This is a genomic window from Rhodobacteraceae bacterium M385 (assembly GCA_025141835.1).
In the GTDB taxonomy this organism is placed as follows: Bacteria; Pseudomonadota; Alphaproteobacteria; order Rhodobacterales; family Rhodobacteraceae; genus Gymnodinialimonas.
On record CP081102.1, the window covers coordinates 1,011,524 to 1,027,142 of the forward strand.

Genomic DNA, 15,619 nt, shown 5'->3' on the forward strand with positions numbered 1-15,619 from the left:
CGGCGGCAACTGGCCGTGCTATTGCCCCCGAGGTTTCACGCGCAGCGTAGGGTCCGCTTCGCGCGGGTCTTCGGGCCAAGGGTGGCGCGGGTAGCGGGCACGCATGTCCTTGCGCACATCGGCGTAGGAGCCATCCCAAAACCCCGGCAAATCCGTGGTGACCTGCACCGGACGTTGCGCGGGCGACAACAGCGTGACCTTCAGGGGCAGGCGATCGGGGCCAATCACCGGGTGCACTGTCGTGCCAAAAACCTCTTGCAGGCGCAGCGACACTTCGGGCACCTCGCCGGAGTAATCTATCGCAATTTGGCGGTTCATTGGGGTCGTCCACGCATCGGGCGCAAGTCGAGAGACTTCTTGCAGGGCGTCCCAACCCAACCAAGCCTCTAGCGCCGGGGCCGGGTCGAATCGGGCGATGTCGTCCGCGTTCTTCACGCCGGCGAGGAAGGGGGCGGCCCATTCGGGCAGCGCGCTGAGGAGCCGTTCGTCGGACATATCCGCAACCCCTGAAAACGCCACTCGCGCCCGCAACAGACGGGCCCGTTTGCTCCAGCCGAGCGCTGCAAGGCCAAGGTCGCGGATACCGTCCATCGCGGCCCCGATCATCGCCTCCGGCGGCGCGCCTTGCCAGGGTTTGTCGTCTAACACCAATGCGCCAAAGCGCTCTTGCTGGCGGGCCTCCACGCGGCGGTGCCGCTTGGACCACTGGCAGACATTCTTCCAAGTGATTTGGTCACCGTATAGCGCCCTGACATCCCTTTCGGAGACTTCGACGCCCATGCGAATACGGGCCTCTCTTGGGTTACCATCCAGATCGGTGGCCACGATCAACCTCGCCCCGCTCAGCCCATCGCCATCGGGTAGAACCGCGCCCTTGCCGCCAGACAAAACGTAGCGAGGCTGATCTCCGGGGCGGCGCAGGCCGATCCGGTCGGGGTAGGCCAAGGCGGCCTGTGCGCCGGGGTTTTGCTTGTCTCCTGCCTCGTAGCGTCGCAAGCGTTTGGCGTCTTGGCGCACACGGGCGATGACGCCTTCGTTGGCGTTAAATTCCCTCGGGGCGTCCAGTGCCTTTAGGCGCAGTTTCAAGTCCACCCCTCGCCCCCTAAGCGGATCTCTCTCGGCCAATAACGCCGCCAACCGCGCCGCGCCGGACCCGCCCTTCGCGACCATATGCGCCAGACGCGGATGCAGCGGCAAACGCGCCAGCTTGCGTCCGTGGGCGGTGATTTTACCGTTCTCCAAGGCCCCTAGCCCGTGCAGCAATGCCTGCGCCTCGGCCATCGCGCCTTCGGGCGGCGGGGTCAGGAAGGCGAGCCCCTCGGCGCGGCCCCAAAGTGCCAGTTCCAACGCGAGAGAGGTCAGATCAGCGGCCTCAATCTCGGCGGGGGGGAAGGCAGGCAAAGCGCCCTCTGCGCCTTTGGTCCACATCCGGTAGCACACGCCCTTAGCCACGCGGCCCGCGCGTCCTTGGCGTTGGGCGGCTTCGGCGCGGCTGACCGGGTCTGTTACCAGCCGGGTCATGCCCGATCCGGGGTCGAAGCGCGCGCGACGGGCGCGGCCTGCGTCCACCACAATGCGCACGTCCTCAATCGTTAACGAGGTTTCCGCAATCGACGTGGCCAGCACCAGCTTGCGCCCCGATGCCTCGGGCCGGATCGCGGCCCTTTGCTCGGCCAGTTTCAGCGCCCCGTAAAGCGGTCGCACGATGACATCTGCGGGCAATCGCCCCCGCAATGCGCCCTCCACCCGGCGGATTTCGCCCTCTCCGGGGAGGAACACCAAACAGCCGCCCTCGACGTCACCCATGGCTTGCACCACCAGATCGGCCACGGAGGCTTCAAACCGCGCGTCCCGGTGAAGCGGCTTGGAGAGCCAGCGGGTCTCTACCGGAAAGGCGCGGCCCTCGGACGAGATCAGCGGCGCATCGTCCAGCAAAGCGGCCACCGGGGCGGCGTCCAGCGTGGCGGACATGACGATGATCCACAGGTCATCGCGCAACGCGCCGCGCACCTCCCACGTCAGGGCCAGCCCGAGGTCCGCATTCAGGGACCGTTCGTGGAATTCATCGAAGATCACCGCGCTGACGCCCGGCAGTTCTGGATCATCTTGCAGCATCCGGGGCAGGATGCCTTCGGTCACCACCTCGACCCTTGTGTCGGGCCCCACGGCGCTATCACCGCGCACCCGGTAGCCAATGGTTTGCCCCACGTCTTCGCCCATGGTCTGCGCCATGCGCTCGGCGGCGGCACGGGCCGCAAGACGGCGCGGTTCCAACATCAGGATACGGCCCGGCACCTCGGGCAGTAGCGCCAGAGGCACGCGGGTGGTTTTGCCGGCACCGGGCGGGGCTTGTAAAACAGCACGGCCTTGATCGCGCAGGGCGGCCACCAGATCGGGCAGGATGACATCAATGGGCAGGTCCATGGCAACGGCGATAGGCGGGCTTTGGGCTTGCGTCAACGGCTGGACACTTTGCGCGCCAATGGGTCAAGTGGGGGCACAGGAAGGAGCAGGCATGACCGATGATCTGGCAGAGCGAATTGCGACAGGAGAGCGCCGCGCCTTGGCCCGCGCCGTCACCTTGGTGGAAAGCACCCGTGCTGACCATCAGGCGCAGGCCGCGGACCTGTTGGAACGTTTGCGCGGGTTGAACCGCCAAGCCCTGCGCATCGGCCTTTCGGGCACCCCCGGCGTCGGGAAATCTACCTTCATCGAGGCCTTCGGCATGGCGCTTGTAAAAGCGGGTCTGCGGGTGGCTGTTCTGGCCGTTGACCCCAGCTCGGCCCGGTCCGGCGGCTCTATCCTTGGGGATAAGACCCGGATGGATTTGTTGAGCCGCGAGCCCAACGCCTTTATCCGCCCCTCACCATCGTCTGCCGCATTGGGCGGCGTCGCCCGCCGCACGAGGGAAGCGATTGCCCTATGCGAAGCGGCCAATTTCGATGTGGTCTTGATCGAGACCGTAGGGGTCGGCCAGTCAGAAACCATGGTGGCTCAGATGTGCGATCTGTTCGTGTTGCTGCTGGCCCCGGCCGGCGGGGACGAATTACAGGGCGTGAAACGCGGCATCATGGAAATGGCTGATCTGATCCTTGTCAACAAGGCCGATGGCGATCTGAGAGCCACGGCCACGCGCACCGTCGCCGATTATTCAGGCGCTTTGCGGCTGCTGCGCAAACGGCCTCAAGACCCGACAGATTTCCCCAAAGCGCTGGCTGTTTCAGCGGTGGAGGGGAACGGGCTGGAACAAGCATGGGACGAGATGCAGCAGTTGGCCACCTGGCGGCGAGACAACGGACATTGGGACAAGACGCGGGCGCACCAAGCAAGCCATTGGTTTGAGTATGAGGTGAGAGAGGGGCTTTTGGCCCGCCTGCGAGAGGACAAGAGCGTGAAGGCTGCGATGGCCGATCTGGCGCGTTCGGTCGCAATGGGTGAGGCGACGCCAACGGCAGCGGCACGAGAGATTTTGGCCGGCTTGAAGTAGCGGGCGTCGGGCCTCGGAAATCGGGCAGGGGGGAGGCGGGCTTAAGCCCGCCCTACGGTTCCGTAATTACGGAACAAGTGTTACGCGGGGGCGAGGGTGCCTTGGTAGCGGATCACCATCCCCAGGCCGCGAAGGCTGGCGTGCACGTCGAATGTGATCTTACCGTCTTCGGTTACGCCCTCCACCCCTCCGGCACTGCTCAGTACCGCAAGAGGCATCGGCAGGCCAAAGCCGCGCAGGCCGGTGATCGGGATCAGAAGCTTGTCGCCTTCCACCTTCGGTTCCATCAGGAACTCGCTGGTGCCCACCTGTTCGGCTACGATACCATCGGTGTGCAGCCATTGCAGGGACCGGGTCATATGGCCGTCAAAGTTACGTTCCCAAATCTCTTTGCCGCCGTCGCGGGTGGCGCGGAAACTGAAAGGCATTTCACCGGACTTCACCGGCATCCCGCCGGATTTCGCGATCAATCGAGTAAGGGCATTGCCGTGGGTGACGGTCACACGGCCTTTGTAGAACACCGTATCCTCGACCGCATGGAACGCCTGCAATGGCGCGGGTAAGTCATTGAAAGCATCGCCTAAAGCGCGTGGATACAGCATCAGATCATCCCGTCGATAAAGCGCGCCCGCAAGGCCGCGTCGGGCATCATGCAGGCGTCATAGCGGCCAAACATGGCGTAGCGGTTTTTGGCGATCCGGTAATAGAGGAAGCTGCGCAAAGGCTCGGGAATGAAACGGGTCGCGGCCAGCGCTTTGTAGGGCCAGCCCACGGCGGACATCGCGGCGGCGAAGGCATCAAGTCGTTCATAAATCATGCCGTCCACGATAACGACATTGGTGTCAAAGTCATCAACCGGCATGTCCAGCGCCGCGTAGATCTGCCCGCCGAAGTCCGATTGGGCATGGGCAAAGTGGAAGCGCTGTCCTTTGTCGGCGCGAATGATGAACCGAAAGAAGGCCGAGCACAGGACGCATTCGCCATCGAACACGATCAGATCACGTCCTAGCAACCGCTCTTGCAGGGCGTGGGGCAGGGCGGACGTGGACCTCACCGGAAAATGCTGTCGCCTTGTTGGTCGATCAGCATCTTGGCCTTGAACAAAGAGGTGTCTGCGGCCTCTTCCTGCGTCCGGCAGGTATCGGCGCGGATCATCTGATGGACCTTGGTTTCGCCGTCCACATCCTTCTCGATCCGGGCCGAGACCCGAAAGCCACCCTGCTCGGACTGCGGGTCCACGAAAATGCGGTAGTCGCTGTGGAGGACAGGCTCGGCTTCCGGCTTGGGTTTGCCGCCGAAGAGTTTGGAGAGGAAGGACATGGGGGCTCCGGGTCATATGGGTCAGGTAAAAGCTAACGCAATCTTGCACGCTGCGAAAGCGGCCGCCGCTAAAGTGCGTGCCGCCGGCCCAATGGGTGGCGATGCCGAGGGAGCGCCTAGGGATTGAGTGTGGCAGTGACGCCGGAGACGGCGCGTTTCGGGTAACGGTCGGTGAGGGTGTTGCCGTAGGCGGTGAGCATTCTTGCGTGGGCGTTGGTGGGCTTCACTCCACCTGCGGCAGAGGGGCGTCCCGGGCCTAGGCCCGGTCTACGGAAGGCGCCGTGAGCCGCCGGCGTCGGGCCGAGGGGAGTCCCGCCCCCTCTCGGCACCATTCGCGCTGCAAAAGAGCCTGCCGGGCGGTAGGTGGCGGAGCGGCTTTGCCCACTGGTAATCTACCGTGAAGCTTCAGCAGTATCGCTCTCATTCGTGGTGCTTGTCAGCACCTAACCAAACGTAAACGGAGCCATTCAACCAGGCTTTCAAAGTCCATACTATCGCTTGCGACATCGACGACCATGTCGTCGATCCTATCGTCTTCAAATAGCTTGAGTTGGTAGCCACTCCGCGTGATTAAGAGATCCATAAGAAGAAACGCCGTTCGCTTGTTTCCATCGACGAATGCGTGGTTCTTAACGACAGCGTGCAGGAGCGCCGCAGACTTTCTGGCGATTGGTTTATGATAGCCTGAATAGGGACGACCCAGAGCAGATTCAAGCAAAGCCAGATTTACGTCACCCCGTCGTCCGCCACCGGCTTCAAGTGCGTCAAAGTGCGCCGCGAAAGCGTCAGCAACGGACACTTTGTAATGTGCTGCTATCGCTTCGCGAGCCGCTCAAGGGCTTCCCTGTGCGTTTCAGCGCTGTCTTTCAAGACGCGTTGAGAACGTGCCGAAGTAGTGACCACCCGTCCTGTTTTAGGATCCTTAATAACGACGGTTCGCTCTGAATTTGAGCCGCTTTCTGTGCCAGCATCCAATCGGCCGGACACGGGCGATCTCTCCGTCGTGACGACACGTGTTACTCTATTCATTGGTCCCCTCACTGATCCAAGAACGACCGCAACTTCCGGCTCCGGCTCGGATGCTTCAGCTTCCGAAGCGCCTTCGCTTCGATCTGCCTGATCCGTTCCCGCGTCACGCTGAACTGTTGGCCGACTTCCTCAAGGGTGTGGTCGGTGTTCATGCCGATGCCGAAGCGCATGCGCAGGACGCGTTCTTCGCGAGGGGTCAGGGATGCCAGCACCCGTGTCGTGGTCTCTTTCAGGTTCTCCTGAATGGCAGAATCCAGCGGCAGCACCGCGTTCTTGTCCTCGATGAAATCGCCAAGCTGTGAGTCTTCCTCGTCGCCGATCGGCGTCTCGAGAGAGATCGGTTCCTTGGCAATCTTCATCACCTTGCGCACTTTTTCGAGCGGCATTTGCAGCTTCTCGGCCAATTCTTCCGGCGTCGGCTCGCGGCCAATCTCGTGGAGCATCTGGCGACCGGTGCGGACCAGTTTGTTGATCGTCTCGATCATGTGGACCGGGATACGGATCGTGCGGGCCTGATCGGCGATGGAGCGGGTGATCGCTTGGCGGATCCACCACGTCGCGTAGGTGGAGAATTTATAGCCGCGGCGGTATTCGAACTTATCCACGGCCTTCATCAGGCCGATGTTACCTTCTTGGATAAGATCAAGGAATTGCAGGCCACGGTTGGTGTACTTCTTGGCGATGGAAATCACGAGGCGCAGGTTGGCCTCGACCATTTCTTTCTTCGCCTGACGGGCTTCTTTCTCGCCCTTTTGCACTTGGTTCACGATGCGGCGGAATTCGGGGATGTCGAGGCCGACATATTGACCGACCTGCGCCATGTCACCGCGCAATTCCTCGATCTTGTCGGAGGACCGTTCCATCAACGCTTGCCAGCCGCGACCGGACTTTTGCGACATGCGCTCCATCCAGGTCGGGTCCAGTTCCTGACCCTTGTATTCTTCCACGAATTCACGGCGGTTAATGCGGGCTTGGTCGGCCAACTTCACCATGCTGGAGTCGATGGACATGATGCGGCGGTTGATGCCGTACAGCTGGTCCACCAGCGCCTCGATCCGGTTGTTATGGAGGTGCAGCTCGTTCACTAGTTCCACGATCTCCGAGCGCAGATGCTGGTATTCGGCCTCTTCCGCCTTCGAGAAGCTGTTGTCTTCGTTCAGCGTCGCGGACAGGCGGCTGTCCTGCATTTCGGACAGTTTGATGTAGTCGTTCGCGATCTGGTCCAGCGTGGCGAGAACCTGCGGCTTAAGCGCCAGTTCCATCGCCGCAAGGGACATGTTGGCCTGTTCGTCTTCATCCTCATCGTCGTCTTTGGCGATGGGGTTGCCGTCGGCGTCCAGCTCTTGCGCGGGCTCTTCCTTCTTCGGGGGCGGCGCAGCAGCGGCAGCAGCGGCGGCCGTGGGCGTGGTGGAGCCAACGCCGGCGGGCACGACGGGCGTGTCGTTATCATCGCCCATGGTGCGCCCGAAAGTGGTGTCGAGGTCGATCACGTCGCGCAGAAGAATGTCTTCGTCCAGAAGTTCGTCGCGCCAGATCGTGATGGCCTGAAAGGTCAGAGGGCTTTCGCAGAGGCCCGCGATCATCGTGTTGCGACCGGCCTCAATGCGTTTGGCGATGGCGATTTCGCCTTCGCGCGACAGCAACTCAACGCTGCCCATCTCACGCAGGTACATGCGGACGGGGTCGTCGGTGCGGTCGAGTTTTTCGGTCTCGGTCGCGGCAACGGCCACTTCACGAGAGCCTTCTGCGGTGACAAGTTCACCGGCGGTTTTGTCGTCGCCTTCTTCGGCTTCGTCATCTTCGATAATGTTGATGCCCATTTCCGACAGCATCGACATCACGTCTTCGATCTGCTCGGAGCTGACCTGTTCAGGCGGCAGCACAGTGTTGAGCTGGTCATAGGTGATGTAGCCACGAACGCGGGCCTCCGCGATCATCTTTTTGACGGCGGCCTGGCTCATATCCAGGCCCATCTCGGGCTCGTCGCCGTCCTGCTTACGATCGTCGGTGTCTTTGGCCATTATCGTCTACCCCTTTGGGCTTGGATTACATCGGGCGAGGCCCGAATCACTTCCGTCTAAAGCCATACCTTAAAGCGAATCACTGATTCGGGTAGGCCTAGACGCCTTTTTTCTTGCCCTGTCCCGCGGTTGAGAGCAACTGGTGGAACGCGGAACGTGCTTCGTTGGTCTCGCCAAATTGTTCAGCGTTATCCTCACCCTTCGGGTTCTGGGCGGCATGTTTGCCCCGTAACGCTTCGTTCATGCGGTAGGCCAGCGCCGGGTCTCCTTCGTCGGGAACCGATGCCACGTCCTGGCTGGCTTCCAACATCTCATCTTCTATGGCGCGGGCTGCGGCGAGTTTGGCAAATTCTTCGGTCAGACATTCTTCGGCACGAAAGGAATCACCATCACCGATCAGGAAGGGCGTAATGGCCAGATGGGAAAGCCCCAGAAGGCTTTCAAGGGCAGGCGCGAGGGGGGAGGCATTTAATTCATCCAACAAGGTCGCCGCGTCACGGGTTTGGGTGCGCAGAAGATGCGCCGACAGCCGCGCGTGATCGGGGTCGCGCGGGGTCAGGCGGTCGAGTCGGTCTTCGAACACGTCAATCAGCTCGGGGAAGCGAATGCAGGTGGCCACGATCAGCCCGGTGCGCAGGCTTTCCCCGCTGAGGGCACCGACACGGGCACGGGTGGCGGCCAACGGCATTTGCGCTTCGGCAAAGCCTCGGCCTTTCCATGCGCCGCCCTTTTTCCACGTCCCCTGGCCCTTGCTTTGCTGCCAATTGGATTGCTGCGGGCGAAACAACGCCCGGCGGAGTTCAGCGATGGCATCGGCGTAGTGGCGGCGCAAGCCGGGGTCCGTGATGCGCTGGAGGGCTGTGCGCAGGCGTCCATCGAGGGCGGCGCGGCGTTCAGGGCTGTCAAAAACCTGCCCGTCAGTCTCACGTTGCCAAAGCAGCGTCACCATCGGTTGCGCCTTGTCGAGAAGGGCTTGCATAGCGGCGGCCCCTTGCGCGCGGATCAGGTCGTCGGGGTCTTGGCCTTCGGGCAGAATCACGAAGCGCAGGCTCTTGCCGCCCTCCAAAAGCGGCAGCGCCAGATCGAGCAGGCGCATGGCGGCGCGAAGGCCCGCCTTGTCGCCATCAAGGGCTATGATCGGCTCGTCTGTGATGCGCCACATCAGGCGCAGCTGATCTTCAGTGATCGCAGTGCCAAGGGGGGCTACCGCCGCGCCGAACCCGGCTTTCACCAAGGCGATGACGTCCATGTAGCCTTCGGCCACGATCAGGGGCTGGCCCTTACCTGCCGCCTCCCTCGCGGGGCCGTGATTGTACAAAGCGCGGCCCTTGTCGAACAGCGGCGTCTCACGAGAGTTCAGGTACTTCGCCCGTGCATCCGCCGCCATAGCGCGGCCGCCAAAGCCAATGCAGCGCCCCCGAGCATCGCGGATCGGGAAAATAATCCGGTCGCGGAAGGCATCATAGGGCGCGCGTCCGTCGTCGGGGCGGGTGGAGAGGCCTGCAAGGATCACGTCCTCTTCTGCCATGCCCTTGTCGATCAAGGTCTGATGGATGCCTTGGCGCGCGTTGGGGGCAAAGCCGATTTCGAAGCGATCAAGGGTGGCGGCGTCCATGCCTCGCCCTTCCAGGTAGGCGCGGGCGTCAGAGGCGGCTTGTGTCTTCAGTTGCAGGCGGAAATGCTGAACCGCCGCTTCGGTGACCTTGGCCAATTCCGTGTTCTTGTCGGCTTTTTGCTGTGCGCGCGGATCGCGTTCGGGCATTGGCATCCCGGCTTCCGTGGCAAGGATTTGCACGGCTTCCATGAAGCCCACATTCTCGGTTTCCTGGACGAATTTGAACATATCGCCCTTAGCCTGACAGCCGAAGCAATAGTAGAAGCCTTTGCGATCATCGACGTGGAAGCTGGCGCTTTTTTCCTGATGGAAGGGGCAGGGTGCCCACATGTCGCCCTTGGCCTGATTGGACTTGCGGTTGTCCCACATCACTTTGCGGCCCACCACCTGTACGATGGAGGTGCGGGTGCGCAGCTCGTCAAGGAATCCGGGGGGCATCGACATGCCCCTAATATCGGAGCGCGGGGACGGGAAGTCTAGCCACTGAACGCCCCTATTGGTTAACTCTGGGCGGGCGCTCGGAAGTTTCACATTTGTGGCGTATTCCAGTCTATCTGTTGCCGATTTGGGGTGCCATGTCATGGGCCATGACTTCGAGCTTTCCCATAGCCACTCGGTTGGCCCAGTACCTGCGCGACGAAAACGGCGCGGTCACTGTGGATTATGTTTTCATGACCGCCGCAGTGGTCGGAGCAGCCTTCGCGACAATCACCGCGTTAAGCGGCGGGCTTGAGAACATCTCGGACGAGATCGTTTCCGAGCTCACCGATTCAGAGCTGATTTTCATGACCCAGAACTTTGGGCGCGACCGCCGGACCGTTTTGATGGAAGGCACGAGAGAGTTCTATTCGGCCAATGCCATGGGCTCGCGCTATGATATCTGGAGCGACCCCGAGAGGAAAACCGACGCGCAGGTTCGCAATGCCCACCGCACGTGGTCGCGTCGCATGGCCGACCCCGCTTACTCTCAGCCGGGCCGAGCAGCTGATCTGGTGCGAATCTTGGAGTTTTCCCTGGACGCGCGGCATCTGGAACCCCACGACAACATCTAGAGCGCGGTTTCCCGAGCCACTACCCTTATTGCGCGGCTTCCCGAGCCGCGACCATCCCCATAGCCCGCTGAATTTCATGGGCCGCCGATGCCGCCATAGAGCGAAACACCATGATCTCAAACCGGTCAGCGCCTCGGCGGATCACTACGCAATTCATATGACCCAACAAAGTCCGCGCCGCGTCGCCCACGGCAAAGGCCGCGTCGCGCAGATCTATCGGCAGCAAGCGCGCCAGCACGTCTTTGGCCTGCGGGCCGTCCAACACGCAGCAGGCCCATGCGCTGGATTGGTCCGATAGCGCGGCCCCGGTGATCGGCTTCAGGGTTTCCCCCAAGACCATCGCCTGCCGCGGTCCGGCCCAAACGGCGGCCCCAGCGGTCTTTTCCGGTTCCGGGAACGCCGCGCCGATCTGTTTTTCCAACGCCTTCGACACGGCCGCGTCCTTGCCCTTGGCGGGCGCAACCCATGTGATTGTATCGTAGGAGGCCTCGGACAGGGTCAGGCTTCCCTGCGATATCGGAAGCAGCCCGTCGAAGGGCGTTTTCGGGGTCAGATTAGCCACGGGCACGCCCTCCCTCAGGGTCAAAGATCACAGGGTCGCAGATTTCAACCTCAGCGGTGACGCCGCGCATATGGTCCACCATTTTCAGGTGATGGCCGACCCGGTTCGGCCCGTCGCGCAAGAAACCTAGACCGATGAAATGCCCCAAAGTAGGCGAGTATCCAACCGAGGTGACGTAGCCTTGGCTGTTCTCGCGCGTCAGCGCGGCGTCTGTCTCGAACAGATGCGCCCCAGAGGTGAGTTCCTTGACCTCACCCACCGGTTTCAGCCCGATCAGGCGTTCGCGATTGGCGTCCAAAAGGCCGGGGCGGGTGGCAGCGGCCTTGCCGATGAAGTCTTTTTTCTTCGACATCATGCCCTGCATGCCCACATCGAAGGCGGTCACGCGCCCGTGGATTTCCGAATGGGTGATGAAGCCCTTCTCAATCCGCAAGACGTTCAGCGCCTCCATCCCGTAGGCGCCGCCGCCCAAAGCCTCGGCCCGGGCGACAAGATCGCGGTAGAGCGCATCGCCGTAGCGGCTTGGTACGGCAATTTCGTAAGCGTGTTCGCCCGAGAAGGAGATGCGGAAAAGCCGGGCCTTTATGCCGTGGGCCGAAACCGCGCCGCATTGCATGAAGGGGAAGCTGTCGTTGTCGATCGGCTGGTCGAGCACCCCGTTGATCAGATCCCGCGCCAGAGGCCCGGCAACCGAGAATTGCGCCCATTGTTCCGTCACCGAGGTGAAGGCCACATCCAGTTCGGGGCGCAGGACCTGCGCCGCAAACTCCAAATGCGCCATGACTTGCCCCGCCGCGGCGGTGGTGGTGGTCATCACGTAATGGTTTTCCGCAAGGCATGCGGTGGTGCCGTCGTCCATGACGTGGCCATCTTCACGTAGCATCAGGCCATAGCGTGCGCGGCCCGGTTTCAGGGCGGAGAAGTTATTTGTGTATAAGAAGTCGAGAAACGCGCCGGCGTCTTTGCCGAAGATCTCGATCTTACCGAGGGTCGAGACATCGACCACCCCCACAGCATTGCGGACCATGGCAACTTCCCGGTCGCACGATTGCCGCCAATGTGTCTCGCCCGGTTGCGGCATGTAGGAGGCGCGATACCAAAGCCCGACCGAGATCATCGGCGCGCCCCGGCTACGCGCGGCCTTGTCAGAAGTGGTGAAGCGTTCCGGTGCGAAGCCTTTGCCTTGGGCACCGGCCCCCATGGTGGCGAGGGCGACGGGGGTGAAAGGCGGGCGGTAAGTGGTGGTGCCAGTCTCGGGGATACCCTTGCCGGTTGTGTCCGCCAGAATGGCCAGCGCATTGATGTTAGAGGATTTCCCCTGATCGGGGGCCATGCCTTGGGTGGTGTAGCGCTTCATATGCTCGACCGATTTGAACCCCTCGGCGGCGGATTGCTTCACGTCCTTGGTGGTCACGTCATTGGCAAAGTCGAGCCATGCGCGGCCCTTGCCGGGCACGCTCCAGAGCGGCTCGGTCGCGCCTGCGGCGCTCTCGGCGTGGGGCAGCTCGGGCTTGCGCACGCGCTTTCCAAGCGCTTTCACCGCCGCTGACGCGGCGTCGATGCCGTCACTCAGGCACCTTGCGGTGCCAAACTTGCCGGCGCAGGCCCCTGCGGGGCGCAGGCCGGGAATGGCATCGGGTTTGGGGATAAAGGCATGGATCGCGTCGTCCCAAACGGGGCGCGCACCCAAGTGGCAGGTGAGGTGGAGTGTTGGGTTCCAGCCGCCGGACATGCCGAGGCAGTCGGCCTCCAGCTTGATGTCAGCCCCGCCGCTGCGCACCGTGATTTCTCGCAGGGCCTTGCGGCCCGTGGTGCCGGTAACCTGCGCCCCGGCCAGAAGGCGGTAGTCGCCTATGGCCTGCGCATCCGGGCGGTTGTCGATCACGGCGGCTACTTCAACGCCGGTTTCCTGCAACTCCAGCGCGGTCTTATGGGCGTCATCATTGGTGGCAAAGATCGCCACGCGCTCGCCGGGGCTGACGCCGTAGCGGTTGACGTAGGTGCGGATGGCCGAGGCCATCATGATGCCGGGGCGGTCGTTGTTGGGGAAGGCGATGGGGCGCTCCAACGCGCCTGCGGCCAGCACAGCTTGGCCCGCACGGATGCGCCAGAAGCATTCCTGCGGCAAATCGGGCGTTGCGGCGCGGTGGCATCCGACCCGTTCTACGGCGGCAAAGGTGAGCCCGTCGTAGACGCCGGTGGCCGTGGTGCGGGTCATGATGCGCACGCGGCCGGTTTCCTTCAGCTTCTCGACCGTTTCCGTGATCCAAATGTCGGCGGGCAAGCCATCAATGATGTCACCGTCCGACAAAAGACGCCCACCAAGATCGGCAGTTTCCTCCACCAAGATAACGTCAGCCCCCGAACGCGCAGCGGTCAGCGCCGCCATCAGCCCGGTGGGGCCGCCACCAATCACCAGCACGTCGCAGAAGGCAAAGGCGCGTTCCGACTGCTCCGGCGTGGGGGCAAGCGTCATGCGGCCCAAGCCCGCGGCACGGCGAATGACCGGCTCGTACAGACGTTCCCAGAAAGCACGGGGCCACATGAAGGTCTTGTAGTAAAAGCCCGCGGTCAGGAAGTTGGGCAGCAGATCATTGACGCTGAGGGCATCAAACCCAAGCGGGCCCATGTGGTTCTGGCTGGTCGTCTCCAGCCCTGCGTAGATCTCTTGCACGGTCGCGCGGACGTTGGGCAGCATGGCGTCGCCCGCACCCACTTGGATCAGGGCATTGGGTTCCTCGGACCCGGCGGTGAGCACGCCACGGGGGCGGTGATACTTGAATGAGCGCCCCATCAGCTTCACGCCATTAGCCATGAGCGCAGAGGCGACGGTGTCGCCCTTGAACCCCGAATAGGGCGTACCGTTGAAATGAAACCGAACCGGGGCAGAGCGGTCTACCAAGCCCTTGTTATCAAGCCTCATGTTTTGGACTCCGATGCCAGCCGTGCGCCGAAAATCTCGTGGGTGGTATTGTCGCGGTCCACGATCAACCAGGAACTACAGCCGCCATGGTGATACCACAGCTCTTGGGTGCGCCCGGCGGGGTTTTCGCGGTTGTGGATGAAGTCATCCCACGCGTCGGACCAGACCTCGCCTTCCGGGCGGGCGGCGCCCAGTGAATGGCCACGGACAGTGAATTCCCGCAGGTCGCGGTCGCCGCAAAGGGGGCAGGGGATATGCATATCTAGCGCCTCCTTAATGTAGGTTATGTTGGCTGCCGGTCGCTTCTTCATCCAACAGGCCACGGCCCGTGTTGAAGCGATCCAGACGGTGCTTGGCGGCGGCGGGGTGGGGCTGGCCTGTGGCCATCAGATGGGCAAAGCAATTGCCCGAGGCAGGCACGGCCTTGAACCCGCCATAGCACCAGCCGCCGTTGAAATAGAGCCCGTCGATATGAGTTTTATCGAGTATAGGAGAGCCATCGGCGCTCATGTCCATGATCCCGCCCCAAGAGCGCAACATTTTGGCTTTGCCGATCATCGGCATCAGGGTCATTCCGGCCTCGACCACATGTTCAGCCATAGGCAGGTTGCCGCGCGCGGCGTAGCTGGAATAGAAATCCAGATCGCCGCCAAAGACCAGGCCGCCTTTGTCGGATTGGCTGATGTAGAAGTGGCCCATGCCATAGGTGATGACGTTGTCGATGGTGGGCTTGAGTCCCTCGGTCACGAAGGCCTGTAGGACGTGGCTTTCAATCGGCAGACGCATCCCGGCCATGGCCGCTACTTGGGAAGATCGCCCGGCCACCACCATGCCGACCTTCTTGGCGCGGATCGCTCCGCGGGTTGTTTGCACGCCACGCACGGCACCATTTTCGATATCAATCCCGGTGACTTCGCAATTTTGTATAAGATCAACGCCCCGCTGATCCGCGCCGCGGGCAAAACCCCAAGCCACTGCGTCGTGACGCGCGGTGCCGCCGCGCGGGTGATACAGTCCGCCGAAAATCGGGAAACGGGTCTGTTCAAAATCGAGAAACGGCGCGTGTTTCCGCACGCCCTCGCGGTCCAGAAGGATCGCATCGTCGCCTTGGTTCGCCATCGCATTGCCGCGCCGCGCATAGGCGTCGCGTTGGCCATCGGAATGGAACAGATTGATGATCCCGCGCTGCGAATGCATCACGTTGTAGTTGAGGTCTTCTTCCAACCCCTCCCACAGTTTTAAGGAATGGCTGTAGAACTCGGAATTGCCGGGTAGCATATAGTTGGCGCGCACGATGGTGGTGTTGCGGCCCACGTTGCCGCCGCCCAGATAGCCCTTCTCCAACACCGCGATGTTGGTCAAGCCGTGCTCTTTCGCTAGATAATAGGCGGTCGCCAGACCATGGCCGCCGCCCCCGATGATGATGATATCGTATTCGGGCTTCGGATCAGGATCGCGCCAGGCTGGCGTCCAGCCCTTGTTTCCCGTCAGGCCTTGCCAAAGCACCTGAAGCCCAGAATATCGCATCCGTCACCTACCTTTGAAAACGGCCAAGGAGCGGGCCGGTTGGGCTAAACTAACGGTAGAAAGTAGGGAAGGAAAAGGCCCAC

At 62.2% G+C, this 15,619-nt stretch carries 12 protein-coding genes; 2 read left to right on the forward strand and 10 right to left on the reverse strand.

The features are described from left to right. Nucleotides 1–18: 18 nt before the first annotated feature. Nucleotides 19–2,424 (reverse strand): ATP-dependent helicase HrpB, encoded by a 2,406-nt coding sequence (gene hrpB, locus K3728_04935; protein ID UWQ96581.1) that lies wholly within the window; start codon nucleotides 2,422–2,424, stop codon nucleotides 19–21. A gap of 91 nt (nucleotides 2,425–2,515) precedes the next feature. Between hrpB and meaB the strand changes: the two genes are divergently transcribed. Next, a complete protein-coding gene (gene meaB / locus K3728_04940) occupies nucleotides 2,516–3,487 on the forward strand; it encodes a methylmalonyl Co-A mutase-associated GTPase MeaB (protein ID UWQ96582.1) in 972 nt (323 codons plus the stop codon). Between the two features lie 80 nt (nucleotides 3,488–3,567). Here the strand turns inward: meaB and K3728_04945 are convergent, their stop codons facing one another. The 5 genes from K3728_04945 to dnaG form a co-directional block, all read right to left on the reverse strand. Beyond that, on the reverse strand, nucleotides 3,568–4,089 hold the full coding sequence (locus K3728_04945) for a DUF4166 domain-containing protein (GenBank protein UWQ96583.1): 522 nt from the start codon (nucleotides 4,087–4,089) through the stop codon (nucleotides 3,568–3,570). Further along, nucleotides 4,089–4,823, reverse strand: coding sequence for a DCC1-like thiol-disulfide oxidoreductase family protein (locus K3728_04950; protein ID UWQ96584.1), 735 nt, complete (start codon nucleotides 4,821–4,823; stop codon nucleotides 4,089–4,091). Before K3728_04950 ends, K3728_04945 begins: the two co-directional genes overlap by 1 nt. A gap of 420 nt (nucleotides 4,824–5,243) precedes the next feature. Next, complete coding sequence (locus K3728_04955) at nucleotides 5,244–5,606, reverse strand: type II toxin-antitoxin system death-on-curing family toxin (GenBank protein UWQ96585.1); 363 nt, start codon at nucleotides 5,604–5,606, stop codon at nucleotides 5,244–5,246. 238 nt (nucleotides 5,607–5,844) lie between these two features. Then, complete coding sequence (gene rpoD / locus K3728_04960; GenBank protein ID UWQ97454.1) at nucleotides 5,845–7,860, reverse strand: RNA polymerase sigma factor RpoD; 2,016 nt, start codon at nucleotides 7,858–7,860, stop codon at nucleotides 5,845–5,847. Between the two features lie 94 nt (nucleotides 7,861–7,954). Beyond that, nucleotides 7,955–9,916, reverse strand: coding sequence for a DNA primase (dnaG, locus tag K3728_04965; protein ID UWQ96586.1), 1,962 nt, complete (start codon nucleotides 9,914–9,916; stop codon nucleotides 7,955–7,957). 89 nt (nucleotides 9,917–10,005) lie between these two features. Between dnaG and K3728_04970 the strand changes: the two genes are divergently transcribed. Next, nucleotides 10,006–10,524, forward strand: a complete 519-nt coding sequence (locus K3728_04970) for a hypothetical protein (protein UWQ96587.1) — start codon at nucleotides 10,006–10,008, stop codon at nucleotides 10,522–10,524. A 25-nt stretch (nucleotides 10,525–10,549) separates the two neighbouring features. Here the strand turns inward: K3728_04970 and K3728_04975 are convergent, their stop codons facing one another. The 4 genes from K3728_04975 to K3728_04990 are packed head-to-tail and all read right to left on the reverse strand — an operon-like array spanning nucleotide 10,550 to nucleotide 15,536. Continuing rightward, nucleotides 10,550–11,086 carry a sarcosine oxidase subunit gamma gene (locus K3728_04975; GenBank protein ID UWQ96588.1) on the reverse strand — a complete coding sequence of 179 codons (537 nt, stop codon included), beginning with the start codon at nucleotides 11,084–11,086 and terminating at the stop codon, nucleotides 10,550–10,552. Continuing rightward, nucleotides 11,079–14,009, reverse strand: coding sequence for a sarcosine oxidase subunit alpha family protein (locus tag K3728_04980; protein ID UWQ96589.1), 2,931 nt, complete (start codon nucleotides 14,007–14,009; stop codon nucleotides 11,079–11,081). The genes K3728_04975 and K3728_04980 overlap by 8 nt, the downstream gene beginning before the upstream one ends. Further along, nucleotides 14,006–14,269, reverse strand: a complete 264-nt coding sequence (locus K3728_04985) for a sarcosine oxidase subunit delta (GenBank protein UWQ96590.1) — start codon at nucleotides 14,267–14,269, stop codon at nucleotides 14,006–14,008. Before K3728_04985 ends, K3728_04980 begins: the two co-directional genes overlap by 4 nt. A gap of 13 nt (nucleotides 14,270–14,282) precedes the next feature. Then, the gene (locus K3728_04990) at nucleotides 14,283–15,536 is read right to left on the reverse strand and encodes a sarcosine oxidase subunit beta family protein (protein UWQ96591.1); all 1,254 of its coding nucleotides are present in this window, start codon (nucleotides 15,534–15,536) and stop codon (nucleotides 14,283–14,285) included. Nucleotides 15,537–15,619 lie beyond the last annotated feature (83 nt).